Genomic DNA, 26,202 nt, shown 5'->3' with positions numbered 1-26,202 from the left:
ACATATAATGCTAAGCCTGGATTTCAACGGGCTGCGTTTTCTCCTTTGTAGCATTTCTGATCGCAACCTGCTGCGCCAACGACTCAGCTGCATCACGGAAAGCATCATTCACAATCGGATTCATATCCATAACAGCCGGGCGTCCTTCATCACCTGCCTCCCTAATGCCTTGTACCAAAGGAATTTGACCTAATAAAGGAACATCAAACTTATCTGCAAGCAGCTGACCTCCGCCTTTTCCGAAGATATGATACTGATGATCAGGCATTTCTTCCGGCGTAAACCAGGACATGTTTTCAACTACACCCAAAATCGGCACATTGATCTGCGGCTGGCGGAACATTTGCAAACCTTTGATAGCATCAGCAAGTGCCACTTTTTGAGGCGTGGTAACGATCACCGCTCCGGTTACGGGCACTGTTTGCACTAATGTTAAATGTATATCGCTGGTGCCGGGAGGAAGGTCGATCAAAAGATAATCCAGATCGCCCCAGTCCGTATCTGCAAAAAATTGCTTCAAAGCCTGGCTGGCCATCGGCCCACGCCAAACGACCGCGCTATCAGGAGGAGTAAGGAATCCGATGGAGATCATTTTGATCCCGTACTGGCGGATCGGGTTAATGAAGTTTTTACCGTCTTTCGGCGTAATGGTAGGCTGCATATTCTCTGCACCAAACATTACCGGGATCGAAGGCCCAAAAATATCCGCATCAATAATGCCGACCGAAGCGCCCGAACGATGTAGCGCCATAGCAAGGTTCGCAGTGACTGTTGACTTACCCACGCCGCCTTTTCCGGAAGAAATAGCGATCACATTCTTCACGCCCGGAATAACCGGCCCGGACTGACGCGTTGAAGTTACATTGGCTGTAAGCTTGATAACAACCTCGACGTCCGGACTTAAATGCTCGTGAATGGCTGCCTCGCAATTTCTGCGGATCAGCTCTTTCAAAGGGCAGGCAGGGGTTGTCAAAACAACTGTAAATCTTACCTGATTCACCCCGATTTCAATGTCCTGGATCATACCCAACGTCACCAAATCCTTTTTGAGATCCGGTTCTTCAACAGTGCTGAGCGCCTGTAAAACTTTCTCCTTATTAATTGTAAATTCTCCCATTATACTGGTTAAGACCTCTCGATTGTTACGCCTTATGAAGCCCCGGAAACTTAAAAATATCTGATTCTATACTTGAATATTATGCAACACGAATTATTCCCAATGAGTTTATCTCAAATCTGAAAATTCATGGATTTTCTCTTCTGTTTCCGCAATTTCCTTGGTTACATCAATTTGCGATGACAGCGCTTTTAATTTTGACAACACGTTTTTCAGCAATTTCCGGTGACTTTCCGTAACCCCATGCAAAGGCCTGTGCTGCGTCATTTGGCGTATAGCGTCCCATTCTTTCATAAGATTCCGGGCGCTGGGTTCAATGTAAGTTTTAGCGAAAGCATTGAAAATGTAATCTTCTGCAACGTTGGTCGGATGGATCATATCTTCCTCATAAAACCGGTAATCACGCAGCTCATCCATCATGATTTCGTAAGCAGGAAAATACTCGACATGCTTGTATTTTTCGGATAACCGGTGACAAACCAGCCGCAATGTTGACTTGCTAACCTGGTTCAGCGGCAGCGTATCCCGTGTATGCCTCACCGGACTGACCGTCAATATCACCCTGAGATTTCTTTGGAAAGACTGCAATTTTTGGATCAGCTGATCATAAGCGATCATGATCTGATCGGGATGAAGCAGCTCTCTCAGGAAACGGTCGGCTGGCTGCTTATGGCAATTGCCAACGATCAGATTCGTCTGCTTATGCCGGTAAGCAAACGCAGTTCCGAAAGTGATTACCAGAACATCCGCTTCTTTCAAAAAGACTCTTGCAGACACCAATTTATCTGTCAACTGTGCATGTAAAGCCTCCCTATCATGTCCGTACAACGATGAATGGAAATCATGATGAAGCCAGATCTTATCCGGATTCTCTAAAAACAATGCTTGATTAGGCTCCTTACCTTCCAGCGTAATATCTAAAATTTTGGCAATGGCCAGCGGATTAAATGCAGTTCCAAAATCATTATTCAAAACCGGAAATTTATACCCGCTAAGCTGACTACCAAGCACATCTGCAAAACAAGAACCGATTGTCGCAATCCTGGAATGATGGCCAATTTTCCAATCCGATGGAGTGATGCCAACCTCCGTACTAAGCTTAATTTCCATCATTAACCTATAAAATGTATCAATCGCAAAATTACAAGTATTTGCCCGGTTTAGGGCAATTAATGTGTTTTCATAAATTAGAGAAAAGGATTATGTTTGGGATAAATTACACACTATACATTTTCTTTAATGCAAGAAACCTTCTACCCCTTTACGCTTGCCCAGCACGAGTTGCGGTATGAATTTGTAAGCGTCAGTGCTGAAAAGCGAGTAAAAAAGGTTGTTTTAGTAAGGCAATCCGATGACGAGACAGTTTACAACTTAGCCCTTCTTGATCTTCTATCAGACGGTGAACTTTGTGACATAACGGAAACAAAGAATAAGGATTTCCGAACAGTTATGGCAACGACGATAAAAATTATAACTGATTTTTTTAAGAGAAACCCAGGTAGCAACGTTGTCTTTCGAGGAAGTGATCCTAAACGGCACAGGTTGTACAGCATGATCATTACCAGAGAATTACATGCCTTCCATAATTCTTTCGAAATTTTAGGCGTAATAGATAGCGTGCTCTATCCATTTACAAGCAATAGTTCTTATCATTTTTATCTAATCAGAAGAAAACATGACACGAATTAAAGAAGACGACAAAGCTGCGAAGCTTACAGGTGAGCAGATCGTAAAAAAGAAGCTTGACGAGGTAAATGCAATGCTAAGGAAAATGGATCCAGCGCAGTTAGAGCGCATTAGAAAAGGCAAATCAATACACTCGAATGATTAAACCCTTACTATTTGGCGCATTCATGCTGTCGAGCCTTCTCTATTGCTGTGCTCAGCCTGCGACCACATCAGCAACCTCTTCCAAATACAATTTCGCCTCCACCCCTTCCTGGCAGGATGAATTCGATTACGCTGGTAAGCCTGACCCGAAGAAGTGGAGCTATGACCTGGGGGATCAAGGCTGGGGGAATAATGAGTTGCAGAATTATACGGATAAGATCGAAAATGCCAAAGTGGAAAACGGGCATCTAGTCATTGAGGCTGTTAAAGGAAAGTCGGGAAAGGCTGATTATAGTTCGGCGCGGCTGGTTTCGAAGGGTAAGGGGGATTTTACTTATGGCAAATTCGAAATTCGTGCGAAGCTTCCGAAAGGCCGCGGCACCTGGCCTGCGATATGGATGCTGGCGAGCGGAAACAGCTATGGAAATAAGGGTTGGCCGGATAATGGTGAGATTGATATCATGGAACACGTAGGTTTTGACCAGAACCGGGTTCATGGTAACATTCATACCAAGGCTTTTAACCATGCTATTAAGACGAATAAGGGTAATAATGTCGTCGTTGAAACGGTTTCGGATGAGTTCCACATTTACTCCTGCGAATGGACGCCCGAAAGCGTAAAGATCCTGTTGGACGGCAAAGACTATTTTACTTTTAATAAAGAAGCTGGCTACGACTGGGCTCAATGGCCCTTTGATAAACCTTTTCATTTAATTTTAAATATGGCTGTCGGAGGCAACTGGGGCGGACAGAAAGGCGTGGATGACAGCATTTTCCCTCAAAAAATGGAGGTCGATTACGTGCGCGTTTACCCGCTTGTCGAGAAAAAGTAGCTTTGAAATTCGAGCGCATGGAAGTATCTTGCGCTATGGATAATTTCGTTGTCTCGGCCAGAAAGTATCGTCCCGTCACTTTCGACTCGGTGGTTGGCCAGTCACACATCACTACAACTTTAAAAAACGCAATCCGCACCAATCACCTGGCGCAGGCTTTCCTTTTTTGCGGACCGCGAGGGGTTGGAAAAACAACTTGCGCAAGGATCTTGGCCAAAACCATCAACTGCCAGAACCTTGGCGACGATGTGGAAGCGTGCGGCGAATGCGAATCTTGCGTCAGTTTTCAAAACAATGCATCATTCAACATTCATGAACTGGATGCTGCTTCCAATAACTCCGTTGAAGATATCCGTAACCTGATAGACCAGGTTCGTTACCCGCCTCAAACCGGGAAATACAAAATCTATATTATTGATGAGGTGCACATGCTTTCGCAAGCTGCCTTCAATGCATTTTTGAAAACATTGGAAGAGCCGCCTGGTTACGCCATTTTTATCCTGGCGACCACGGAAAAGCATAAAATTCTGCCAACCATTCTTTCACGCTGCCAGATCTTCGACTTCAACCGCATTCAGCCGAAAGACATTGCTTATCATTTGTCAGATATAGCGCAGAAAGAGGGTATCGAAACAGAAAAAGAAGCATTGGAGCTGATCGGCCAGAAGGCTGATGGCGGTCTTCGGGATGCGCTTTCGATGTTTGACCTGAATGTGACATTTTCGACAGATAACAAGCTTACTTATGAAGCTGTGCTGGAAAATCTGCACATTCTGGACTACGATTATTATTTCAAAATCACAGATGCGCTGACTTCGGGCAGCATTGCCCGCTCGCTGGTTTTATTTGATGAAATTTTGAGAAAAGGCTTTGACGGTCATCTGTTCGTGGTTGGCCTTTTGGAACATTTCCGCAATCTTTTGGTATGCAAAGACCCGCAGACTGTAACACTTTTACAGGTTTCGGAGTCGGCCGAACGGAAATATCAGCAGCAGTCGGCATTGGCGGATATGAGCTTTTTGTTGTCTGCGCTAAGCATTGCCAGCCAGTGTGATATCAATTATAAATCGGCGAAAAACCAGCGGTTGCATGTGGAGCTTTGTTTGATGAAGCTTGCCAATCTGCCCCATGTCCTTCAACTTTCTTCTCTTGCCGCCGTTGATGAAACGGCAAAAAAAAAAGTTGAGCCTGAGCTAAAACCTTTAAATACTGCCCCTGCAACGCCCATTGAAACGCCCAGCAATGGTTTGTCCTTAAATGGAAATCATACCGAGGCTCCAGCGCGCGTTGCCCAGCCAGTTGTACAGGCCCCTTCGCGTCTCAAAAATACGATTGCATTAAGTCCCACAGCGGCGGTTGCAGATACAGCAGTTAAAGAAAAGCCAAGTAGCGAGGTGGAGAACGGTTATGCGGCCACGCAAACCAATGTAAGAAAAGAGACACTAACATTCGAAACGCTGCAAACGCATTGGTATGAATTCGCCGAAAAGCGAAGGATAGCAGGTAACTCAACAACGGAAGAAATCAGTTTGAACAAAGAATTCAAACTGGAAGGCACAAGCATTGAAATCGCTTTGGACAACACGCACCAGTTGGAAGCAATGGCGAATGTGCGTTATGAACTGCTAACCTATCTAAAAAGTCGCATTGATGCACCGAGGCTGGAAATAAACCCGCGCGTGGCGCCGCAGGAAGTGAACAGGCTTCCTTACACCCCGGCAGAAAAATTTAATTTTATGGCGGAGAAAAATCCGTATCTCCTGGAATTGAAACAAGCTTTGGGATTAGATGTAGATTTCTAATTTAGCTTCTTGCCGTCAGGAAAATTTCATGAAGCTTCAATATCTGCGGAATCAGAGCTGATTTTTCGTCATTATTGACAAAAAAATTGCCGACCATTCTCCGTTCGTCGTCCGAAACCTGTCTCTTTACAATGGCCCTGATCTGGTCCTCGCTGCGATTGTCCCTTTGCAGGATTCGGGATATCCGCAATTCCAATGGCGCTTCAACCACAACCACATAATCCAGTGCATTGCGGTCGCCAGCCTTATTCATAATGGCTGCTTCCTTTACAACATACGGCGATCCTGCATGATTTTCAACCCAATCTGCGGTGTCCTGCATGACGACGGGATGAATGATTGCATTCAGTTTTTTGAGTAAATGTTCATTGCTGAAAACCAGCGAGCTAACATATGCTGTATTATAATGTCCTTCGCTGGTGTAGGATTCTTTTCCTAACAGCGAGACAACACTTTCAATGATCTGGGGATTGTGATTGGTGAGCCATTTGGCCCGGCTGTCTGCATTGTAAACGGGAATGCCCAGGCAGGCAAACAATTTACAGACAACACTTTTCCCAGAGCCGATTCCGCCGGTAATTCCAACTTGAAGGGGAAGTGACATGACGGAAAATGACGTGAATGATGAATTTACGGCGTGATCACATTGAGATACTGCGCCACCTCAAAACTGATGTAAACGTCCCGATGACTAACCTCTACCAACGGCGAAACCGGCAGCGGGATGGGCAGGCTTTCGTCAAAGTTGTTTTGGATCTTGGGCGTAGGAACGCTGACACGGATCGTATCCGGATAAGTCTTGATCAACGAAACGGGCCCGTCGACAGATATAAGCGATGGGGAAACATTAATAATGCTCGAAATAACGTAACCATCCCGGATATTTATGGCCGCGCTATCCACCCGGATAGGAATGATCTTCCTGATCTTTCGCTCGAAATTGAGCTCGAATGTATCCGCAATGACATAATTCACGTGCAGGTTCGGGAACAATTCCGTGATCTGGTCCGTCAATGTGGTCGAGTTGATGAAACTTGCCTCATTGGGGTTGTTGACCTTATAAACCACGGGATTAGCATTGAAATTAAGCCAGGATTTTTGCAGCAGCGTCCAGCCGTCGCCCGAGACATTCACGGAAATCCGTTTTGGTAATGGCTGCATAGGAACAAAAGCCGAATAATCGTATTCGATGTCCAGCGGATAATTAAGCTTAATCGAATAATTATCCTTGTTCAATACATTCATTAACCAAAAAAACGAGGCTGCCAGAATACATACAAAAAAGGTCTTGACTTTATTCTGGCCTGATGGTGCGTTACTCATAACATGACTTTACCCTGCAATAGTACGCGCAACCGCTGACTTATCCACTGTAAGCTTCACTCCTTTATCCAGTTCAAGCGTAACAATGGCGTCTTCAACAGTATAAACCCGCGCGTGGATCCCTCCTATTGTAACGACTTGATCTCCTTTTTTAAGATTGCCAAGAAGCTCTTTTTGCTCTTTTTGTTTCTTTTGCTGCGGACGGATCATGAAAAAATAGAATACACCAATGATACCAACCCACATCACGACCTGGTAAATCATGGCTTCTGAACCGCCACTTGCTGCTTGTGCTAAAATCGAAAATTTCATTATAATGAACGGATTAGTAAGTTGTTAACCTTTCGGTTGTGATAGAGAAAGCTAGTTGAGTGTATCAGGCTTGGAAGCTGCATTTACAATTCCTTTCAGCCTGACCTCCGTGTAAGCCGGCTCCGTGTTGGCATAAACCGTTATGGTTTTTACCTGCGGGCCAGTTTTATTTTTACTGTCAAAACGGACTTTAATGCTGGAAGTCTGCTTCGGACCAATGGGATCTTTCGGCCACTCCGGCGTGGTGCAGCCGCAAGATGAAGTTATATTATTGAGGATCAAAGGATATTCGCCATCATTCCGGAACTTGAAATCATGTTCGACAATCTCCCCTTCCTGAATTGTCCCGAATTCAAATGTTGAACTATCGCTCAAAGTAAAAACAGGCATCTTTGAGTCTGCCTGTTTTGAATCTTCTTTATTATCGCTTTTGGAACAATTGGAAAGTAGTAATGCAACTCCCAATAAGAAACCCAATGACCGTATTTTCATATGAAATAAATCAGCTGGTCTGACCTTTGATTTGTGCCATCAGGCGATCTACGTCTTCAAGTAACTTTTCTGCTTTTTCGCGTGCATCATTGACAACACGCTCGCCCTCAGTCTTTGTGAAGTTATCAGGCTGGTCTTTTTTCTGAACAAGATCATCTATAACATCCTGTAATTTTTCTCTGTATTTAGACAATCTATATGTCAATTGCGTACGCAGAACCTCCCCTTTATCAGGTGCGTAGAGGATCCCGAGAGCAGCGCCAGTGACACAACCGGTTAAAAATGCGATTAAACTATTGCTCGTTTTACTCATGACTTTTGGTTTTTAGCTGTAATTATTGTGCTCAGCCTATTTGTTATCTATCAGTCCGCGTCCGCTTTTTCTGATCACGCCTTCTTTGGCCAGTTTAACCGAAAGCACGTCCAGGACACCATTTACAAACTTACCGCTTTTTGGCGTACTGTACCTTTTTGCAATTTCAATAAACTCGTTGATGGTTACTTTAACAGGAATTCCTGGGAAATGGATCAGCTCGGCAAGCGCCGTTTTCAGAATGATCAGATCAACCAATGCAATCCGGTCAAGTTCCCAGTTTTTCAGGTGCTCATCCAGATAAACATCATACTGGTCACTCTCCTCAACAACAATCCTGCAAAGTTCCTCAACAAAAAACCGGTCTTCTTCCCAATCTTTTGTCAACGGAGAAATTTCAAATGTTGCGCTGTTATCTGCTGATCTTAATGTTTTGATAGCAAGGCTCCTGATCAGTTCGCTGTGATCTACCCAGTAAAGATCGCGCTGTTCCAGATAGTCCAGGGGCACTTCATGCTTTAATATAACTTGCCGCAAAACGTGTTGTACAATGGCCTGATCTTCTTCCGGCGTATGCGATGCGTTTTTGCAATAAGCTGTGTATTCCTCGTCCTTACGCAGTGCTTCACGATAGGTTTTCCGGATCAGGTTCATTTCATTACTCCAATTGATCCCGTTCCTGATAATTTCTTCTTCAAGCGTTTTATCAGCAATCAAAACCTGGATAACCCGGTTCGTATCGAGTCCGGCATCCTTAGGAAAAGGCGCCTCAGGATCGTCATATCTTCTTTCGCGGTCAATTTTAGCCTGATGCGAAAGCTCTATTAACATGGATAAAACCCGGATGAAATCCACGTAAATGGATTCCGTTTCATTCAAAACCCGGCGAACCATTTTCTCCCCATCGGAAGTTGTTTGTCTGCTGTATGCCTCAAAAGCGCTACGCGCCACTCTGATCACCTGCTCAGGAAGTTCTTCATCTTCCTTCGGCTTTCCGTGCTTTATAAATTCATCGAGGGTCATTCCGGCAAGCTTTCTCATTCCCGACAGTTTCGCCCGGTCCTGAAATTCCATGGAATTAAGATCCGGCTGAAAAGCCGCTTCAATGTGGTCTAAGGCCAGTAAACGATTGGCATCTCTTGTAAGCTGACGGGCATAAAGCGCCTGAACCGCCTTAGTTCTTAATAATCTTCTATTCAGCATAAGCCGGAACACTAATTGGATAAAAGGTACAGTAAATCAAAGAACGTATCTGTATTTGGCAGGGCCGTTTGAATACTTTCCCCTGCGTTTTTCGTTTAAAATTGACCGCAAAAATAGACTATTTTGTTTAGAATCGAAAAAATGAAATGCCGTCTTTTAAATTTGCAACGTTTTGAAACGATAGGATGTTGGTTAGTTATCGCCTGTCTGGCTTGGGAAAATCCGCAGTTAAAATAAGATATAGTGAAAGCATTAAAGTACCTCAACCAGTACTTATGGAAATACAAGTGGTATCTGATCCTTGGGACCATTTTTACAATTATTTCTAACCTTTTTGGAATAATCCCTGCCCAGCTTGTGCGTTACGCGCTGGATCTGGTGATTGAGACGCTGGATATCTATTATCTGTTCAACGGCGCCGCTTTGCAGACTGAGATGTATGACATTTTCGCGTTCAGCATCCTGCTATATGGCTTGTTAATCCTTGCTATGGCGCTTCTGAAAGGGATTTTCCTGTTCCTTGTCAGGCAGACGATCATCGTTATGTCTCGGCATATCGAGTTTGAGCTCAAAAATGACATTTACCAGCATTACCAAACCTTACCAGCCAGCTTCTTCCGCCGCCACAGCACAGGCGACCTGATGGCCCGGATTTCCGAGGATGTGAGCAATGTCCGCATGTATGTCGGTCCGGCATTAATGTATGGCATCAACCTTATCGTCCTGTTCTTTCTGGTCATTTCCTACATGCTCTCCGTGAGCACGAAGCTTACTCTATTTGTGCTGCTGCCGCTTCCGGTGCTTTCGATCAGCGTTTACATTGTGAACAGCATGATCATGAAACGCTCCCAGGAAATCCAGAAGCAGCTTTCCGGACTGTCCACTTACGTGCAGGAAGCTTTTTCAGGGATAAGGGTTATTAAATCCTTTGTTCAGGAGAAACATTCATATACGAATTTTGAAAGAGAGGCGGAAGATTTTAAAAAGAAATCATTGAGCCTGACCAAGGTCGACGCCTTCTTTTATCCTGTAATTGTATTGCTGATCGGGCTGAGTAACATTCTCGTCATTTTCGTCGGCGGGCAGGAAATCATCAATGGGAACCTTACGCCTGGGAACATTACGGAGTTTATTTTATATGTCAATATGCTGACGTGGCCCGTGATGGCGCTCGGCTGGACAACGAGTCAGATCCAAAGGGCGGCATCTTCACAAACTCGGATCAATGAGTTTTTAAATGAAAAAACGACATTGGTTTCGGTCAAAAATATCGAGAAAGCACTCGAAGGCGCGATCACATTCAAACATGTAGGCTTCGTTTACCCGGATTCTGGTATAAAGGCATTGCACGATTTTGATTTAGAGGTAAAACCGGGTGAAAGCGTAGCAATTCTAGGAACTACGGGTTCTGGAAAAAGCACGCTGGCCCATCTGCTGGGCCGTCTTTACGATCCGACCGAAGGTGAAATCCTGATCGACAACATTCCAATGAAGGACTACGATGTGCATGCTTATCGCCGGCAAATTGGCTACGTGCCTCAGGATGTGTTCCTTTTCTCCGATTCGATTGAGAACAATGTTCGCTTCGGAACAACGGATATGCCGTTTGAACGAATTGAGCAAGCCATTAAGGATGCCGACTTGTATAATAACATTAAAGACTTCCCGCAGGGTTATCAAACATTGCTCGGCGAACGCGGCATAACGCTTTCCGGAGGTCAAAAACAGCGCCTATCCATTGCCAGAGCCATCGCACGGGACCCAAAAATCCTCGTTCTCGATGACTGCTTGTCCGCCGTCGACACCAACACGGAGAACATTATCCTTAACAACCTGAAACGCATCATGGATCAGCGCACCTCCGTGATCATCTCCCACCGCGTCTCCTCCGCCAAGCTCGCCGACCGCATCGTGGTGCTGGACGAAGGAAAAATTATCGAACAAGGAACCCACACCGAACTCATGGCCCTCAACAAGGCGTATAAAGAGCTGTATGAGAAGCAGTTAGTTGCGGAAGAAGCGTAAATGCGGCCTCTGCGACAATAATTGCTGGATATTTGTATATTTATGGTGCTTTACTTGCAAGATTATGAGACAGACCATCACAGTTGACATAATTAATGAAAAAGCGCTCAATCTTTTAATGGATATGGAGCGCCTTGAACTGATCAGTTTAAGGAAGGAAGAGCGGAACGCGCCAGCAGATAGGTTGCAAATTGCTCAATATAAAGGAGGAATGTCAAAACAGTCTATCCAAGATGTTGACACTCATCTGGATGAACTTCGAGCAGGATAATAAAAGCAGCAGAAATTCGAAAACTGCATAATCTTAAACTTCCCGATGCGATTATTGCTGCAACGGCAATGGTGTATAATCTTACGTTGGTGACACGAAACACTAAGGATTTTTCGAATATCAGCGGGCTAACATTGATAAATCCTTACGATCAATAAATCAAAAGCAACATTACTTCGACACTACATCTTTTACCAGCTTCCGCATCTCTTCCTTCAATTCGCGCATTTCTGAATGTAAAGTCAGCAAACTCACTTGCTTGTTATCCGCTTCGAGGTCAAAAGTCAGTTTACTACTAACAATCCAGATTTCCTTGATCTCACTCCTATCCAGTTTAATAGGGCTGTATTCCGGGTTTGAAGAAATTAGATTGATAAACGTTGACTGACTTTCCTGCTGTATTTTTTTCACTAAAATACTATCCACTGTCACAACAACGTAGATCTGCTTCGGATTCACGTCCTCCCAATCATCCAGCGCCTTCCCGACGATCCATTCGCCAGAATGCAGCACCGGCAACATACTATCGCCTTCCACCTGAAAACCTCGGAATGTAGCATTCCGGAATTCGGGCAGCGGGATAGAAAAGGCCGGCAATGTTTCAAACCATTGTGCATCCCCAATGTTGTTGGGATACCCGGCTGCCGCTTTGGCACTTACCAGCACGATGTTGTCTTTGCCAGCATTATCCACGGTCACAACCCTGGGACTCATCAGCAACTTGTCCGGCTGTAAATATTTCTGTTTGCTATCGCCGAAAAGCCATAATGGATTAATGCTATATTTTCGCAACAATTCCTTCACAACCTGCCCGGGAATCCGCGTCCGCCCACGCTCAATGTCAGCGGTCGTCGCGCTTATGCCCAGCTCGTCTGCAAACGCAGACTGGGTCAAATTCAACTCTTCCCTTATTTGTTTAAAACGCTTGAATTCCTCGTCGATCTGCATAGCCGAATGATCAGGTCAAAAAATCTGTAACTCCTTATCACAAGCAAAGATACATATTTTTTGGAATATTTCCTTTTTAATTTTGGATATGCTCCATATATTTGGAAATAATCCATATTTTTGTAAAAATTCCAAACGCAATGGACCGTACGATACTACATCTGGATCTGGACACATTCTTTGTGTCGGTGGAGCGAAAGCACGACAGCCGTCTTAACAACCGCCCCGTGCTCGTTGGCGGCACCGGGGACCGGGGTGTAGTAGCGGCATGCAGTTATGAAACCCGACCGTTTGGCGTGCATTCCGGCATGTCCATGAAGATGGCGCGTATGCTTTGCCCGGAGGCGACGATCATTCGCGGCGAAGCCGGGATTTATTCCAAAGAGTCGAAACTTGTGTCGGAGATCATTGCGGACACGGTACCCGTTTTCGAAAAAGCCAGCATTGATGAATTTTATGCCGACTTGTCCGGGATGGACAAGTTTTTCGGCACTTATCAGCTTGCTACTAACCTGAGAGAGCGCATCAAACGTGAGAGCGGCCTTCCTATTTCCTGCGGCCTTTCGACCAGTAAAGTTGTGTCTAAAGTCGCGACCGGCGAGGCAAAACCGGACAATCACAAGAAGATCGACGCAGGAACAGAAAAAAGCTTTCTGGCGCCCATGCACGTGCAAAAGATTCCGATGGTCGGGGACAAGACGAACAAGATCCTCTACGACATGGGTGTCAAGTATGTGAAAACGATACAGGAAATGCCGGTGGAAATGATGGGTGAAATATTGGGTAAAAACGGCATTCTGCTCTGGAACCGCGCAAATGGGCTTGACAATTCTCCTATCATCCCGTTTCATGAGCGCAAATCTATCTCGAATGAGCGGACTTTCGGTAAAGACACCGGCGACGTGAAGCGAATGCGGGAAATGCTGCGTGCGATGGGTGAAAATCTGGCTTACCAGCTTCGGAATGGCAACAAGCTCACTTCCTGCATTTCTGTTAAGATCCGGTATTCGGATTTTAATACGGTTTCCAAACAAGTGAAGATTCCTTACACATCTGCCGACCATACATTGATCCCTCAGATTGAAAGGTTATTCGATTTGCTGCATAATCGTCGAATGATGGTGCGGCTTGTAGGGGTCAATTTCAGTGATCTTGTTTCCGGCAGTCATCAGATCAACATGTTCGACGACTCCGAGGAGAAGTTAAATCTTTATCAGGCCATGGATTATATCCGGAACAGATACGGCACCGACAAGCGCGGAAACGCGATTCTAAGCTGGGGCACCACCATCGGCATCCCTAACATTTCCAGCATGGGAAACCCCTTCAACGGCGACCCGCCCATCATCCCCGCACATCGGAATGCGTGAATTTACTCGACGAATAAGTTTATTTCCAAAATACCATGCTACTCAACTGTCACTCTTATTTCAGCCTTCGTTTTGGGACTATTCCGGAACAGGAATTGCTTCAAATAAGCAGGGAAAACGGTTATGGCTGTATTGCACTGACCGATATTAATAACACATCCGGCTGCCTGAACTTCATCAGGATGGCGCCGAAATATGATATTAAACCAATCGTAGGAATTGATTTTCGCAATGGAATGCAGCAGCAATATGTAGGGTTAGCTAAAAATAACGCCGGGTTTCAGGAGCTGAATGCTTTCCTGTCAAAACATTCTCTATTGAAAGAAGCATTCCCGGATGAAGCACCGGAGCTGGAAAATGCGGTGTTCATTTATCCTTTTCAAAAACTATTTGCTACCAAAAAAGAAACGTTGCTACCCAATGAGTTCATTGGCATTGCGCAAAAAGACTTGAACAGAATACGCTTTTCACCATTATATAAACATAAGGAAAAGTTTGTGGTTATGCAGCCGCTGAGTTTTCGCAACAAGCGCGATTTCAACATGCACAGGCTATTGCGGTCGATCGATGAAAACACATTGCTAAGCAAGCTTTCACCTGCGGAAACGGGCGAAGAATCCGAGCAAATCATGCCGTTGAAGGTTTTGGAATATCACTTCAAGGAAAAAGATCTTGATTTCATTATCCATAACACCGAAAAACTGATGGAGGAATGCAGCATTCATTTCAATTTCGGTGATGACCGGGAGCATCAGAATCTGCGGGTTTATGGTGAAAGCGCAAAAGACGATTACCAAAAATTGACGTCACTCAGTTATCAGGCACTGGGCTATCGATACGGTGCGCATGTAACGGACGAGATTTTTGACCGGATCGCTATGGAACTCGATCTGATCCAGAAGCAGAATTTCGTGCCGTTTTTCCTGGTTAACCATGACATTGTCAGCTATGCGCGACGGAAAGGTTATTATTATGTAGGTCGCGGAAGCGGCGCGAACAGCATTGTGGCTTATCTGCTAAACATTACGAATGTTGACCCGATAGAGTTGGACCTTTATTTTGAACGTTTCATCAACCTCCACCGTAAAAATCCGCCCGATTTCGACATAGACTTTTCGTGGCGCGACCGCGAGGATGTGACACAATACATTTTCGACACTTTTGGGAAAAATGGGCAGACATCGTTGCTGGCGACTTATAGCACATTCCAGCACAGTGCGGCCGTTCGTGAGTTAGGCAAAGTTTTCGGTTTGCCTGCTTATGAGATCGATGCGCTGAGCAATGGAAAATTTGACCCTAAAAAACTGGACCAGATTTCGGGGCTGGTCATTAAGTATGCGGGTTATTTGCAGGATAATAATCAGCCGAACCATTTGAGCATTCACGCGGGCGGAATCCTCATTTCGGAAAGGCCTATCCATTATTTTACCGCAACCGATGTGCCACCCAAAGGCTTCCCTACCACGCAATTCGACATGGTGATTGCGGAAGATGTGGGACTGAACAAGTATGACATTCTTGCGCAGCGCGGGTTGGCGAAGATCAAGGAAACTTTGGAGGTGATCCGATACAATCGCCCTGGGGAGCAGCCTATTGACATCGACGATGTCAAAAAATTCAAGACTGACCCAAAAATCAACGAGCTCATCAAGCAGGCGCAATGCATTGGTTGCTTTTATGTGGAATCGCCTGCTATGCGCATGCTTTTACGTAAGCTGGAAGTGGATAACTATCTCGGTCTGGTGGCGGCAAGCTCCATTATCAGGCCTGGCGTGGCGAAAAGCGGCATGATGCGCGAATACATTTTGCGGCATCAAAATCCTGAAAAAATCCAGGAAGCACATCCTGAACTATTAAAATTAATGCCCGAAACGTACGGCATTATGGTTTATCAGGAAGATGTGATCAAGGTTGCGCACTATTTTGCCAAGCTTACATTGGGCGAAGCCGATGTGATCAGGCGTGGAATGAGCGGCAAATTTCGCGGGCGCGATGAGTTTGAGCGTGTGAAGAAAAAGTATTTCAAAAACTGCTCGGATATGGGCTATGCCCCGCAAACGACACAGGAAATCTGGAATCAGATCGCCAGTTTTGCCGGCTACGCATTTGCGAAGGGACATTCTGCGTCCTATGCAGTGGAAAGTTACCAAACCCTTTTCCTGAAAGCCTATTATCCATTGGAATATATGGTCGCCGTGCTGAATAACGGCGGAGGCTTTTACGCACCGGAATTATATCTCCACGAGGCTCGCATGATGGGCGCAACCATCATGGCGCCTTGCGTGAACAACAGCAATGCGCAAGCCGTGATCAAGGGAAAGGACATTTATCTGGGATTGCAGTTTTTGAATGAAATTGAAGAAAAAACGATCCTGAAAATTGTGTCGGCGCGCGAGCAGGATGGCGTGTACACATCCTTGAATAATTTCATTGATCGCGTGGCCATTTCAATCGAGCAATTGACAATCCTGATTCGCATTGACGCATTCAGATTTACGGGAATTAACAAAAAAACATTGCTTTGGAAAGCGCATTTCCGGCTCAGTAAAACACCGGCAAAAGTCCCGCAGAAGCAGTTGTTTCATACGGAAGTGAAAGATTATCAGCTCCCAACCTTCCACTCTTCGCCGATTGACGATGCATATGACCAGATAGAATTACTGGGTTTTGCATTATGCAGCCCTTTCGATCTTTTGAAAAATGCGCTGCCGAAAAGCGTCATGAGCAAAGACCTCCATGCTTACGTTAATCGCGAAGTGGTGCAATATGGGTATCTCGTAGCAGTTAAAAACACACGGACGGCGAGGGGTGAAACCATGCAATTCGGCACTTTTCTGGATCAGGAAGGGCATTTCATTGATACGGTGCATTTTCCACAGGTCGCAGCGAAGTTTAATTTTTCTGTAAAAGGTGTTTATAAAATCCGTGGCGTAGTCACAGAAGAATTTGGTTTTTTAACGATCGAAGTGATTGAAATTACAAGGATGGACTCCGCAACGCGTTAAGGTTATAGAAAGGGAAATTTTATTACGTTTTCATCCGGCTTTCGCTGGTTAAAGCAGTACCTTGACTCATCTTAATATTTCTATACAAAACGATTATGACAAAGCGAATCCATCTTATACTTGCGCTTGCCTGCATTTTTGCGGCATGTACAAAGAAAGAATCTGAATCCTCCTCAGCGACAGAAAACACTGCTCAGCCTGTTTCTGAATGTTACGCTTACACAACCGACAAGGACTCTGCCTTCCTGCATATTGAAATGAAAGCTGACAACATTGTGACAGGGGAATTGGAATATAGTCTGTTTGAAAAAGATAAAAACCGGGGCAAAATTGAGGGCAAAATCAATGGTGACACATTGCGAGCCGATTATCAATTCATGTCGGAAGGCGTAGAATCCACACGTGAAGTGGTGTTTCTAAAAATGGATGGCAACTGGGTCGAAGGATTCGGGCCGGTGGATGAAAAAGACGGCGGCATGAGGTTCAGCGACAGATCTAAGTTGGATTTCACCAATGGCCTGACGTTTAGAAATGCTAAGTGTCGCTGATTTCGAAAAAGTCGCAAGTTTTTTAAATATCTTTCGCTCTTCTGAGTGCATTAATTAAAATAAAAACAATGAAAAAGGCGCTGATCGCTTTATATATCGCGGGGTTTGGAATCGGCCCGCTGACTATTTCTTTTGCCCAGGATCTTTCAACCCAAAAAGTCCCGCTTGATCCGGGTGTGCGGACAGGGAAACTTAAAAACGGCCTGACTTACTATATCAGAAAGAATGCTGAGCCTAAAAATCGTGCAGAATTACGTCTTGCTGTAAAGGCAGGATCGGTCCTCGAAACGGATGCCCAACAAGGATTGGCGCATTTCATGGAGCATATGAACTTCAATGGCACGACCAATTTCCCTAAAAATGAACTGGTTAACTTCCTTCAAAAGACCGGTGTGCGCTTCGGGGCGGATTTGAATGCTTATACGGGTTTCGACGAAACTGTTTATATGCTGCCTATTCCTACTGATTCGGCCGGATTGCTGGACAAAGGCCTTCAAGTGCTGGAAGATTGGGCGCACGGCGCCTTGCTGGATCCTGCCGAAATTGAAAAAGAGCGCGGCGTTGTGCTGGAAGAGTCGAGAATGGGACGCGGTGCGCAACAGCGTATGCGGGATAAATTCCTGAAAGTAATCCTTAATAATTCGCGCTATGCAGAGCGGCTGCCGATTGGAAAAGACAGCATTCTTAAAAGCTTCAAACCGGAGACAATTACAGCATTTTACAAGGATTGGTATCGCCCTGACCTGATGGCCGTTATAGCTGTCGGTGATTTTGATGTGGATAAAGTGGAAGCTACGATCAAGCAGAAATTCGGTTCAATGCCTGCGCCTGTCAATGCTAAGAAGCGGACAAAATATACCATCCCACTGGATGGATCAACACAGGTGGCCATCGTGACAGATCCGGAATATCCGCAGAATCTGATTCAGCTTATTTACAAGCAGCCCAACAGCAAAGAGAAAACATTGAAAAATGTACGGGACAACTTCGCGCAGGGATTGTATAATTCAATGATGGCGCAGCGCATGCAGGAGCTTACCCAAAAAGCGAATCCACCTTTTCTGTACGGAGACAGCCAGTATGGCGACTTCCTGGGTGACCTGGATTCTTATACTTCGATAGCATTGGCCAAAGATGCCGCTTCGATGAAAACTGCTTTGACCGCATTACTTGAAGAAAATGCACGTGTGCAGAAATTTGGCTTCACACAGCCGGAATTGGATCGCGCAAAAAAAGATTTTTACAACTCCATTGAGCAGTATTATAAAGAACGGGATAAGACTAAGTCGGCAAATCATGTTCAGGAATATCTGGACCATTTCCTTCACGAGGAGCCTTATATGAGCGCAGAGGCTTATTTTGAATTTGTAAAAAAACATTTGGAAGGCGTCTCACTGGCGGAAATCAATGCGCTTGCCAAAAAATACATAACAGACAAAAACAGGGCCGTAGTGGTCATGGGGCCCGAAAAGAGTAAAGACGAACTGCCTAAGGAAGCCGAAATCCGGAAGCTGTTACTTGAAGCAGGCAAAGATGTAACTGCCTATGTGGATGACGTTGTTGACTCTCCCCTCTTGCCTGCCGAACCAAAACCCGGGAAGGTGACCAGCGAAAAACAATTGGATAAATTGGGCGTTACCGAGCTTACATTGTCAAACGGTGTAAAGGTTTTGCTGAAACCGACAGATTTTAAAAATGATGAAATCCTGATCAAAGCAACAGGAAAAGGGGGCTATTCGCAATTTCCGGAAGAACGTGAAACGGGTATTTTCGCCAGTTATCTGGTTCAATCCGGCGGTGTAGGGCCTTATAACCAAACGCAACTTCAAAAATTCCTGGCTGGAAAAACGGCCAGTGCCGGGCCTTACCTGAGCGAGCTGACCGAGGGAATGGGCGGCAGCACTAATCCGAAAGACCTGGAAACGACATTGCAGCTGATATACGCCTACTTCACAGCACCCAGGAAAGATGCAGACGTGGTAACCGGGATCTTGGCGAACCAAAAGGCCTATCTCGAAAACATGCAAAAAACGCTAACGCCTGAGAAAGTCTATTCCGATTCCCTGAATGGCGTCCTGACCAGCTATGACCCGAAACGCAGACCATTGAAACCGGAAAGCATTGATAAGGTTAATTTGGATCGTGCGGTGGAAATGTACAAAGACCGCTTTGCAGATGCATCCGATTTCGTGTTTACGTTCGTAGGTGCATTCAAGCCGGAAGAAATTAAGCCGCTGCTCGAAAAATACATTGGCGGGCTGCCTTCAACCGATCGTGATGATACATTTAAACACCCCAACATTTTCCCTCCGAAAGGGACTATTGACAAAACAATCTACAAGGGTTTAGAGCCTAAAAGCCGCGTTACACTGATTTCAAGTGGTGAATTTGAATATAGCCCTGAAAACAATATGCAGATCGAAGCATTGCAGGAAGTGCTGCAAATCAAGCTCATAGAGGCATTACGCGAAGAAGAAAGTGGCGTCTACGGCGTAAGTGTTTCAGAAAGCACTGACAAATTTCCCTCAGGACATTACCGGTTCAGCATTGGTTTTGGATGCGCGCCTGAGAATGTGGATAAGCTTGTGAAACGCGCGAGAGAGGAAGTGAACAAGGTGAAGCAGAACGGTGCAGATCCAAAAGACATTGAAAAGTTTGTAGCGGAAACACAACGTAAAACGGAAACTGCATTGAAAACCAACAACTTCTGGCTGGATTACCTGGATGATAACACATTCCTGGGCGACGACCTGAACGAGATTTTCATGCAGGACAAATTATTGAAATCCATCACCGTTGCCAGCACCAAAGCCGCGGCTGAAAAGTATTTCAATGACGAAAACTTCATCAAGGTTGTGCTAATGCCTGAAAAGAAGTAACCCAATAATCTGACATGAAGGAAGATGCAGAACTTACTGCATCTTCCTCAGTCGGTAAAGCAGCTCCCCCAGCCCATTAATCTGGATTTCATACATGGTGCTGAGCAACATTCCGAGCTTACCCGCCGGAAATCCCTGCCGCTGAAACCATTCCAGATATGAAACCGGCAGATCGGCAATCAATGTATCCTTGTATTTCCCGAAAGGCATTTTGTATTTCAAGAGCTCCTTCAAAATGGCCGGATCGGGCACTTGCATTTCTTCCATAAACAATATTTTAAGATTCGTTTGCTGCGCGAAGTTTCAGAATAAGGCTTGTTTTCATATCAAAAAGACCTTTTTCCAAACCGACAGGATAAGTGTGCGGGTTCACAAATCGCTTAATGCCTTTGTGAAAGTTGGAAAGCTGTTCCTGAACGCGGTCTCTCGTTTCATGAACAGAAGGCATTTTATAAACCAGATAACCTTTAACAAAAATCGGCACCAGCAAGTCTTCAAAAAATGTGCTTTCTGAAAATGACCGGTTTCTGGTAAAATCATAAGGATCCACCATGGTCGCTTTGCCGGTTGACGGTGTTTCAATGTTAAAAATCATGTCGGACACAAATCCTTTGGTATCCTTGAAACGGCGCACCTGCTGGATGCCAGGCGTAGAAACCTTGATAGCCTGTTCTGAAAGTTTTAATTTATAATCCCATTCACCTGATTCCGAACGGATTGCAGCAAGCTTGTATACACCGCCCAATGCAGGCTGATCATAGGCCGTCACGAGTTTTGTGCCTATTCCCCAAACATTGATCTTTGCACCCTGGATCTTCAAACTGTCCATAATGTGCTCGTCAAGATCATTGCTGGCCACAATGTTGGTTTTTTCAAACCCTGCATCATCGAGGAGCTTCCGCGCTTCGATGCTCAAATAAGCCAAATCGCCCGAATCAAGCCGGATCCCGCCCAAGTCATACCCACGCTCGCGAAGCTGATTACCCACTTTGATCGCATGCCGAACACCATTGAGTGAGTCGTAGGTGTCCACGAGCAGCGTTACATTATTGGGCATATATTGTGCATACGTTTCAAAAGACTCCAATTCACTGTCAAACGACATAACCCAGCTGTGCGCGTGGGTGCCCTTTACAGGAATGTCGTACAGTTTACCGGCCAGGACATTCGACGTTGCATCAAAACCACCAATGTAGGCGGCCCGGCTTGCCGTTACGCCACCGTCAGGACCTTGCGCTCGTCGCAAACCAAATTCAAGCAGTGTATCGTCCTTGGCAACCAGGCGCATCCTGGCAGCTTTTGTGGCGATGAGCGATTGGAAATTTATGAGATTTAAAAGAGGCGTTTCCAGCAACTGACATTGTAAAATTGGCCCCTGGATGCGTAAAAGTGGCTCATTCGGGAAGACAGCGGTTCCTTCGGGTATTGCATCGATGCTGCATGCGAATTCAATGTTTTTGAGATAATCCAAAAAACCCGGCTCAAACAGTTTTTCGCCGTCATTTCCTGTAATGGAGCCGACGTAGGCAAGATCCTCCTCGCTAAATTGGTATTCGCTCAGATAATCAACAACGCTGCTGAGCCCACAGGCAATGGTGAAGCCGCCCTGAAACGGATGTTTTCTGAAATAAAGATTGAAAACCGCTTCCTGCTCCGCCTTTCCCGCTTTCCAATAGCCATAAGCCATTGTAAGTTGATACAGATCAGTGAGTAAGCTTAGTGAAGTGTTGTATAATTGATTAATCATCCCGCATTTTGACACAATATGAAGGGCCTAATTAATAAAATTAATTGACACATCAATAAGCCATTTGTCTGTAAGCGGAGTAAGGAGTTGACCAGCCTGTCAGCCATATCACATTTTTTTCATAAATTTTCAATAACGTGCCTGCGGTTTTACCAATCGCTTTGATTTAAATAAAAACGATTCTGTGTCGTTGATAATCAGCTTTTTAAATTTAACATTTCCTATTTCAAGTGTGACATTACCCATAAACGTTAAGTGCCTCAATTCTTCCGACTGGTCTGAAAAATGATCTTTTGAACCCTTATAAATCGTATGTCTCTGGACAAAGGAGGTTTTTGTTCACTAAAACAAGATTTATGAACGAATCAATTGACACGCGGATCCGGGCTGTTGCATTGAATATCAGGAAGATCAGGGAGTACAGGAATTACACACAGGAGTATCTGGCGATGAAACTGGGCATTTCACAAAATGCATATAGTAAGATTGAATTGGGCTACACGCGCATTACACTGGAACGTCTCATACAGATCTCACACATTCTGGACGTTGATACGGTCAATTTGCTAAGCGCAAACGCAGAAGATCTCGTGCGGCTGCACACTTCGAAATGATGTAGCATTGCATGAAAGCAAAAAAGGGCTGTTTCGCGATGAAACAGCCCTTTTTTATGCCTTCTCTTAAATATCAGATTGCTTCCAGAATGCGCTCGATAGCAACCTGATAGCCAATCTTTTCTTTTAATTCGCTGATAGCAACGCGTTCCTGCTCCATTGTGTCGCGGTGGCGGATCGTTACCGTATCGTCTTCCATAGTTTGATAATCTACCGCAATGCAGAATGGCGTTCCGATCAGATCCTGGCGGGTATAACGTTTGCCGATGGCCGCGCCGTCATCATAAGTGGTGCGGAAAGACGATTTCAGTGAGTTGGCAATCGCCTGCGCTTTTTCAGCCAACCCGTCCTTCTTAACCAGAGGAAGCACTGCCACTTTGAATGGTGCCAGGGCAGGATGCAGCTTCAAATAAGTTCTCTCCTTCACATTATCGCCTTCGCCAACCGTCTCAACAGTATAAGCATTGCAGAATGTAGCCAGGAAAAGCCTGTCCGCCCCTACCGAAGTTTCAACCACATACGGAATGTAGTTTCCGTAAGGCTTACCATTTTCGTCCAGGTCCGAATCGAAATATTGTTGTTTCTTTTTCGACAATTCCTGGTGGTTTCTCAGGTCGAAATCTGTTCTTGAATGGATCCCTTCCATCTCCCTGAAACCAAACGGGAACTGATATTCAATGTCGACAGCCGCGTTTGCATAATGCGCCAGCTTTTCATGGTCGTGGAATTTCAATTTTTCCGCAGGCAAGCCAATCGCTTTATGGAACTTCATCCTAGCCTCTTTCCAGCTCTCATACCAAGCCATTTCGGTGCCAGGGCGGATGAAAAATTGCATTTCCATTTGTTCAAATTCCCGCATACGGAATGTAAACTGACGCGCAACGATCTCATTTCTAAAAGCTTTTCCTATTTGCGCAATCCCGAAAGGAATCTTCATCCGGCCGCTTTTCTGCACATTCAGAAAGTTGACAAATATTCCCTGAGCCGTTTCCGGACGAAGGTAAATCAGGTTCGAATCCTCTGCAACCGAGCCAACTTGCGTACTAAACATCAGGTTAAACTGACGCACTTCTGTCCAGTTGGCAGTTCCCGAAACCGGGCATTTGATATTTTCTGCAATGATCAGTTCGCGAACGCCGTTCAGATCTTCGGCACTCAGCAAACGGCCCATTTCAGCCAGCAAAGCCTGTCCTTTTTCAGCCTGGCCTTCCGCTTCATACTGTTCCGCTTTTCCTTCCAGCAGCTGATCCGCACGATAACGCTTTTTAGAATCCTTGTTATCGATCATCGGATCATTAAAACCATCCACGTGACCGGAAGCTTTCCAGGTCAGCGGATGCATAAATATAGCCGCATCAATGCCCACAATGTTGTCGTGCAGCTGCGTCATTGCTTTCCACCAAGCCGCTTTCAGGTTATTTTTCAACTCAACACCATTCTGACCGTAGTCATAAACAGCTTGCAATCCATCATATATTTCAGAAGAGGGAAACACAAAACCGTATTCTTTGGCATGTCCAACAATGTCTTGTAAAGAAGTAGCAGGTGCTTGGTTCATTCTATTTGGTTAAAAATCAATAAATAACAACAATTGAATCCACTAAAATCATCAATTGGGCAAAATTAGCGAATTTGCCGTCAATGCGGCAGGAAGGTTGGAAAATTTAGGGGTTCAAAGTGAAGGGCTTCCATTTGTTCTAACTCTATATATCGGTGTTTTCGATATGAGCAGGCTATCCAATTTGCTGCCGAAACTTCCATGAATTTCAAGATCATCGAATGTGACCTTTTCGTTAACAAGGATTTTAAGCACATCGTCACTTACATTCGCAAATTGCCTTGACCAACCGCTTCCAGGATCTCCACATAATGTTAAAAGCTCCAAGCCAGGCACATAATTTATAATGAACCTTCCATTTTTTTTTGATATTACTTCGTATGCCTCCCTGTCTTTTGCGCTGTTCTGATAATGCGCATACAATTCAGGAATAGCCTGTCGTCTTTGTGCTGCTCTATCCCCTTCTTCTAGATAAATAGTTGATATCACAGGATCTATTCTATCACCGCATCCGGATAATAGCGCGACCATAATCAGAAACCACAATTGAAATTTCATAATCGTTTTAGAATAAGCAATGTGAAACTTTGCAACTCTTCTTAATTTGAATTCAAATTTACAAGATGCTGGTATGGCCCATAAAGATTATTATACAAATTATTCCACGTATTCTGAACGTTTCCACCATGCAAGTTGAGAATGTCAGTCATTGTATGTTTTGAGCTCGAATTTGCACGTGAGACGAACGTATTTATAATTTCATCATTTTTTGGGATGGATCTGAAAGGCCCGAATCCCCATTTCGTTTCGCTTTCCATCCATACTCTTGCTGACATGTTGTTATGCAAATCCATTGCTTCCTTTTGAGTATGCACTTGGTTTCCATTATCATCCTGTTCGTGCTTTGAAGTTCCATCTTGGGTAAAATCTATCGCCTGATTTTCACTAACCGGGGAGCCTTTCAATATGTAACGAATTGATAATGCATTCCATGTTGCATGCTTAAAGGCGTTGGCTTTATTGTCATCATCATTATTACCAAATATACTGGGAGTCAAAAATTCAACATCTTTTGCGGCTTGAATATAATGCTGAGCCAGTCCAGGATTTAGCAGCAAATGATTCTTTTCAGGCTTTGTCAAAGATCCCGGTGATGGACCATTAGTCCTGGCATTTTTAGCGTTTTCCAACGCAATCACCTCCGCTACAACATCACGCTTGCATAGTGTCTGATAGTAATCATAGACAACAGCTCGCTTTTCATTTGCTTCTGCATGCGTTTCAATGTCTGGAAAATCTCTGTATATTCTTTCAAGATCTTTCTCCAAAACGCCCTCCTCCGAGTTGATGGTGGGATATTTAGCGTTTTGCGTTACTAAAATACGGAGTAGTTCTTCGTAGGTTATCAATGCTCGCTCACCGGAAGAGCGAACATTAGCGCCTTGCGCCGCCTTTTCATAATAAGCATCAAATTCTTCCTGCGTTTGCCCGAAAAGTTCTTTTGGGAAATAGATAGGAATGATGACGCGCTCTCCCTTGAATTCAATCGTTTCGGCTTTTTCCGATGCATTTGGTCCCGACGTCTGTTCAAGTTTGGGATCATTACAAGACAAAATCGTGAAGCCAAAAATCAGCAAACTGGCAGCTTTTCCCAGATTTAATTTCATAAATTGTAACTGTTTAAATAGTGAAATATTATTTAAATGATTCATGTCCCGCCCTTCCGACGCCAATCTGGGGGCGGGACTTCTGCTGCAAGATATTCGACATTTATTAAGAAATAGCTTGGGACATTCAGTCAATTACCTGGCGGCAGGCACGAGTGTCCGATCGGTATTTTTGGTGCAAGAAAATATTTCCGAAATCAGAGCGCTATTGTCCGAAACCGAACAGACTTTTACAGTAAAAATTATGTAACATATTGATTTTAAGCAAGTAACATGTATGGCATATTAGTTTTATAAGCTAAAACTATATTGCTTTTCAAATCCTGACTAATAACAACTTCATAT

26 protein-coding genes are annotated in these 26,202 nt (G+C 44.7%); 12 read left to right on the top strand and 14 right to left on the bottom strand.

From position 1 onward, the window contains the following. Positions 1–10 precede the first annotated feature (10 nt). Both LZG74_RS05845 and LZG74_RS05840 read right to left on the bottom strand, forming a co-directional pair. The gene (locus tag LZG74_RS05845; RefSeq protein ID WP_233795649.1) at positions 11–1,117 is read right to left on the bottom strand and encodes an Mrp/NBP35 family ATP-binding protein; all 1,107 of its coding nucleotides are present in this window, start codon (positions 1,115–1,117) and stop codon (positions 11–13) included. 108 nt (positions 1,118–1,225) lie between these two features. Then, positions 1,226–2,230: a GSCFA domain-containing protein gene (locus LZG74_RS05840; RefSeq protein ID WP_233795648.1), complete on the bottom strand. Its 1,005-nt coding sequence runs from the start codon at positions 2,228–2,230 to the stop codon at positions 1,226–1,228. A 126-nt stretch (positions 2,231–2,356) separates the two neighbouring features. Here LZG74_RS05840 and LZG74_RS26485 point away from each other — a divergent pair, with 126 nt between their 5' ends. The 4 genes from LZG74_RS26485 to LZG74_RS05825 are packed head-to-tail and all read left to right on the top strand — an operon-like array spanning position 2,357 to position 5,582. Continuing rightward, positions 2,357–2,806: a DUF6934 family protein gene (locus tag LZG74_RS26485; protein ID WP_409014435.1), complete on the top strand. Its 450-nt coding sequence runs from the start codon at positions 2,357–2,359 to the stop codon at positions 2,804–2,806. Then, positions 2,793–2,948 carry a hypothetical protein gene (locus LZG74_RS05835; protein WP_233795647.1) on the top strand — a complete coding sequence of 52 codons (156 nt, stop codon included), beginning with the start codon at positions 2,793–2,795 and terminating at the stop codon, positions 2,946–2,948. Before LZG74_RS26485 ends, LZG74_RS05835 begins: the two co-directional genes overlap by 14 nt. Continuing rightward, positions 2,941–3,780 carry a family 16 glycosylhydrolase gene (locus tag LZG74_RS05830; protein WP_233795646.1) on the top strand — a complete coding sequence of 280 codons (840 nt, stop codon included), beginning with the start codon at positions 2,941–2,943 and terminating at the stop codon, positions 3,778–3,780. The genes LZG74_RS05835 and LZG74_RS05830 overlap by 8 nt, the downstream gene beginning before the upstream one ends. A 35-nt stretch (positions 3,781–3,815) precedes the next feature. Then, the gene (locus LZG74_RS05825; RefSeq protein WP_233796331.1) at positions 3,816–5,582 is read left to right on the top strand and encodes a DNA polymerase III subunit gamma/tau; all 1,767 of its coding nucleotides are present in this window, start codon (positions 3,816–3,818) and stop codon (positions 5,580–5,582) included. A gap of 1 nt (position 5,583) precedes the next feature. Here LZG74_RS05825 and coaE read toward each other — a convergent pair whose 3' ends face one another. From coaE to nusB, 6 genes are all read right to left on the bottom strand, one after another. After that, a complete protein-coding gene (coaE, locus tag LZG74_RS05820; RefSeq protein ID WP_233795645.1) occupies positions 5,584–6,186 on the bottom strand; it encodes a dephospho-CoA kinase in 603 nt (200 codons plus the stop codon). A gap of 26 nt (positions 6,187–6,212) precedes the next feature. Beyond that, complete coding sequence (locus LZG74_RS05815; RefSeq protein WP_026632675.1) at positions 6,213–6,827, bottom strand: hypothetical protein; 615 nt, start codon at positions 6,825–6,827, stop codon at positions 6,213–6,215. 87 nt (positions 6,828–6,914) lie between these two features. Next, positions 6,915–7,217 carry a preprotein translocase subunit YajC gene (gene yajC, locus LZG74_RS05810; RefSeq protein WP_233795644.1) on the bottom strand — a complete coding sequence of 101 codons (303 nt, stop codon included), beginning with the start codon at positions 7,215–7,217 and terminating at the stop codon, positions 6,915–6,917. A gap of 51 nt (positions 7,218–7,268) precedes the next feature. Next, positions 7,269–7,709 (bottom strand): DUF1573 domain-containing protein, encoded by a 441-nt coding sequence (locus tag LZG74_RS05805; protein ID WP_233795643.1) that lies wholly within the window; start codon positions 7,707–7,709, stop codon positions 7,269–7,271. Between the two features lie 10 nt (positions 7,710–7,719). Beyond that, positions 7,720–8,022, bottom strand: coding sequence for a YtxH domain-containing protein (locus tag LZG74_RS05800; RefSeq protein ID WP_026632678.1), 303 nt, complete (start codon positions 8,020–8,022; stop codon positions 7,720–7,722). Positions 8,023–8,058: 36 nt separating this feature from the next. Continuing rightward, the gene (nusB, locus tag LZG74_RS05795; protein ID WP_233795642.1) at positions 8,059–9,225 is read right to left on the bottom strand and encodes a transcription antitermination factor NusB; all 1,167 of its coding nucleotides are present in this window, start codon (positions 9,223–9,225) and stop codon (positions 8,059–8,061) included. Between the two features lie 243 nt (positions 9,226–9,468). Here nusB and LZG74_RS05790 point away from each other — a divergent pair, with 243 nt between their 5' ends. The 3 genes from LZG74_RS05790 (at position 9,469) to LZG74_RS05780 (ending at position 11,679) form a co-directional block, all read left to right on the top strand. Continuing rightward, positions 9,469–11,250, top strand: coding sequence for an ABC transporter ATP-binding protein (locus tag LZG74_RS05790; protein WP_233795641.1), 1,782 nt, complete (start codon positions 9,469–9,471; stop codon positions 11,248–11,250). Positions 11,251–11,314: 64 nt separating this feature from the next. Then, positions 11,315–11,521: a hypothetical protein gene (locus LZG74_RS05785; protein ID WP_233795640.1), complete on the top strand. Its 207-nt coding sequence runs from the start codon at positions 11,315–11,317 to the stop codon at positions 11,519–11,521. After that, positions 11,518–11,679, top strand: coding sequence for a PIN domain-containing protein (locus tag LZG74_RS05780; RefSeq protein WP_310589301.1), 162 nt, complete (start codon positions 11,518–11,520; stop codon positions 11,677–11,679). Before LZG74_RS05785 ends, LZG74_RS05780 begins: the two co-directional genes overlap by 4 nt. Before the next feature lie 13 nt (positions 11,680–11,692). Here LZG74_RS05780 and LZG74_RS05775 read toward each other — a convergent pair whose 3' ends face one another. Next, on the bottom strand, positions 11,693–12,469 hold the full coding sequence (locus LZG74_RS05775; RefSeq protein ID WP_233795639.1) for a LexA family transcriptional regulator: 777 nt from the start codon (positions 12,467–12,469) through the stop codon (positions 11,693–11,695). 140 nt (positions 12,470–12,609) lie between these two features. Here LZG74_RS05775 and LZG74_RS05770 point away from each other — a divergent pair, with 140 nt between their 5' ends. The 4 genes from LZG74_RS05770 to LZG74_RS05755 all read left to right on the top strand — a co-directional run bounded on the left by LZG74_RS05770 (position 12,610) and on the right by LZG74_RS05755 (position 20,271). Then, on the top strand, positions 12,610–13,839 hold the full coding sequence (locus LZG74_RS05770; RefSeq protein WP_233795638.1) for a DNA polymerase IV: 1,230 nt from the start codon (positions 12,610–12,612) through the stop codon (positions 13,837–13,839). Between the two features lie 35 nt (positions 13,840–13,874). Then, positions 13,875–16,844, top strand: coding sequence for a DNA polymerase III subunit alpha (locus LZG74_RS05765; RefSeq protein ID WP_233795637.1), 2,970 nt, complete (start codon positions 13,875–13,877; stop codon positions 16,842–16,844). Between the two features lie 95 nt (positions 16,845–16,939). Further along, the gene (locus LZG74_RS05760) at positions 16,940–17,392 is read left to right on the top strand and encodes a hypothetical protein (RefSeq protein ID WP_233795636.1); all 453 of its coding nucleotides are present in this window, start codon (positions 16,940–16,942) and stop codon (positions 17,390–17,392) included. A gap of 68 nt (positions 17,393–17,460) precedes the next feature. Then, on the top strand, positions 17,461–20,271 hold the full coding sequence (locus LZG74_RS05755; protein WP_233795635.1) for a pitrilysin family protein: 2,811 nt from the start codon (positions 17,461–17,463) through the stop codon (positions 20,269–20,271). 33 nt (positions 20,272–20,304) lie between these two features. Here LZG74_RS05755 and LZG74_RS05750 read toward each other — a convergent pair whose 3' ends face one another. Together LZG74_RS05750 and LZG74_RS05745 are read right to left on the bottom strand one after the other, a co-directional pair. Further along, a complete protein-coding gene (locus LZG74_RS05750) occupies positions 20,305–20,538 on the bottom strand; it encodes a DUF3820 family protein (RefSeq protein ID WP_026632347.1) in 234 nt (77 codons plus the stop codon). A gap of 10 nt (positions 20,539–20,548) precedes the next feature. Beyond that, positions 20,549–22,018 (bottom strand): nicotinate phosphoribosyltransferase, encoded by a 1,470-nt coding sequence (locus LZG74_RS05745; protein ID WP_233795634.1) that lies wholly within the window; start codon positions 22,016–22,018, stop codon positions 20,549–20,551. A 356-nt stretch (positions 22,019–22,374) separates the two neighbouring features. On the opposite strand from LZG74_RS05745, the gene LZG74_RS05740 reads away from it, so the two are divergent. Continuing rightward, positions 22,375–22,632 carry a helix-turn-helix domain-containing protein gene (locus tag LZG74_RS05740; protein WP_233795633.1) on the top strand — a complete coding sequence of 86 codons (258 nt, stop codon included), beginning with the start codon at positions 22,375–22,377 and terminating at the stop codon, positions 22,630–22,632. Positions 22,633–22,705: 73 nt separating this feature from the next. On the opposite strand, the gene LZG74_RS05735 is transcribed toward LZG74_RS05740, so the two are convergent. The 3 genes from LZG74_RS05735 to LZG74_RS05725 form a co-directional block, all read right to left on the bottom strand. Beyond that, positions 22,706–24,190: a glycine--tRNA ligase gene (locus LZG74_RS05735; protein ID WP_233795632.1), complete on the bottom strand. Its 1,485-nt coding sequence runs from the start codon at positions 24,188–24,190 to the stop codon at positions 22,706–22,708. Positions 24,191–24,304: 114 nt separating this feature from the next. Next, entirely contained in the window at positions 24,305–24,748 is a 444-nt protein-coding gene (locus LZG74_RS05730) for a hypothetical protein (RefSeq protein WP_233795631.1), read from the bottom strand. A gap of 41 nt (positions 24,749–24,789) precedes the next feature. Then, positions 24,790–25,857, bottom strand: a complete 1,068-nt coding sequence (locus LZG74_RS05725) for a DUF6973 domain-containing protein (RefSeq protein WP_233795630.1) — start codon at positions 25,855–25,857, stop codon at positions 24,790–24,792. Positions 25,858–26,202 lie beyond the last annotated feature (345 nt).

This window comes from Dyadobacter sp. CY327 (assembly GCF_021390415.1).
GTDB classification, from domain to species: domain Bacteria; phylum Bacteroidota; class Bacteroidia; order Cytophagales; family Spirosomataceae; genus Dyadobacter; species Dyadobacter chenhuakuii.
The sequence above is the reverse complement of the archived record's forward strand: the minus strand, read 5'-3'. Positions and strand labels throughout refer to the sequence as shown.

Coding starts and splice junctions, on each gene's coding strand:
- LZG74_RS05845 (WP_233795649.1), bottom strand. CDS start 1,117: ATGGGAGAATTTACAATTAATAAGGAGAAAGTTTTACAGGCGCTCAGC.
- LZG74_RS05840 (WP_233795648.1), bottom strand. CDS start 2,230: ATGATGGAAATTAAGCTTAGTACGGAGGTTGGCATCACTCCATCGGAT.
- LZG74_RS26485 (WP_409014435.1), top strand. CDS start 2,357: ATGCAAGAAACCTTCTACCCCTTTACGCTTGCCCAGCACGAGTTGCGG.
- LZG74_RS05835 (WP_233795647.1), top strand. CDS start 2,793: ATGACACGAATTAAAGAAGACGACAAAGCTGCGAAGCTTACAGGTGAG.
- LZG74_RS05830 (WP_233795646.1), top strand. CDS start 2,941: ATGATTAAACCCTTACTATTTGGCGCATTCATGCTGTCGAGCCTTCTC.
- LZG74_RS05825 (WP_233796331.1), top strand. CDS start 3,816: ATGGATAATTTCGTTGTCTCGGCCAGAAAGTATCGTCCCGTCACTTTC.
- coaE (WP_233795645.1), bottom strand. CDS start 6,186: ATGTCACTTCCCCTTCAAGTTGGAATTACCGGCGGAATCGGCTCTGGG.
- LZG74_RS05815 (WP_026632675.1), bottom strand. CDS start 6,827: ATGAATGTATTGAACAAGGATAATTATTCGATTAAGCTTAATTATCCG.
- yajC (WP_233795644.1), bottom strand. CDS start 7,217: ATGAAATTTTCGATTTTAGCACAAGCAGCAAGTGGCGGTTCAGAAGCC.
- LZG74_RS05805 (WP_233795643.1), bottom strand. CDS start 7,709: ATGAAAATACGGTCATTGGGTTTCTTATTGGGAGTTGCATTACTACTT.
- LZG74_RS05800 (WP_026632678.1), bottom strand. CDS start 8,022: ATGAGTAAAACGAGCAATAGTTTAATCGCATTTTTAACCGGTTGTGTC.
- nusB (WP_233795642.1), bottom strand. CDS start 9,225: ATGCTGAATAGAAGATTATTAAGAACTAAGGCGGTTCAGGCGCTTTAT.
- LZG74_RS05785 (WP_233795640.1), top strand. CDS start 11,315: ATGAGACAGACCATCACAGTTGACATAATTAATGAAAAAGCGCTCAAT.
- LZG74_RS05775 (WP_233795639.1), bottom strand. CDS start 12,469: ATGCAGATCGACGAGGAATTCAAGCGTTTTAAACAAATAAGGGAAGAG.
- LZG74_RS05770 (WP_233795638.1), top strand. CDS start 12,610: ATGGACCGTACGATACTACATCTGGATCTGGACACATTCTTTGTGTCG.
- LZG74_RS05765 (WP_233795637.1), top strand. CDS start 13,875: ATGCTACTCAACTGTCACTCTTATTTCAGCCTTCGTTTTGGGACTATT.
- LZG74_RS05760 (WP_233795636.1), top strand. CDS start 16,940: ATGACAAAGCGAATCCATCTTATACTTGCGCTTGCCTGCATTTTTGCG.
- LZG74_RS05755 (WP_233795635.1), top strand. CDS start 17,461: ATGAAAAAGGCGCTGATCGCTTTATATATCGCGGGGTTTGGAATCGGC.
- LZG74_RS05750 (WP_026632347.1), bottom strand. CDS start 20,538: ATGGAAGAAATGCAAGTGCCCGATCCGGCCATTTTGAAGGAGCTCTTG.
- LZG74_RS05745 (WP_233795634.1), bottom strand. CDS start 22,018: ATGATTAATCAATTATACAACACTTCACTAAGCTTACTCACTGATCTG.
- LZG74_RS05740 (WP_233795633.1), top strand. CDS start 22,375: ATGAACGAATCAATTGACACGCGGATCCGGGCTGTTGCATTGAATATC.
- LZG74_RS05735 (WP_233795632.1), bottom strand. CDS start 24,190: ATGAACCAAGCACCTGCTACTTCTTTACAAGACATTGTTGGACATGCC.
- LZG74_RS05730 (WP_233795631.1), bottom strand. CDS start 24,748: ATGAAATTTCAATTGTGGTTTCTGATTATGGTCGCGCTATTATCCGGA.
- LZG74_RS05725 (WP_233795630.1), bottom strand. CDS start 25,857: ATGAAATTAAATCTGGGAAAAGCTGCCAGTTTGCTGATTTTTGGCTTC.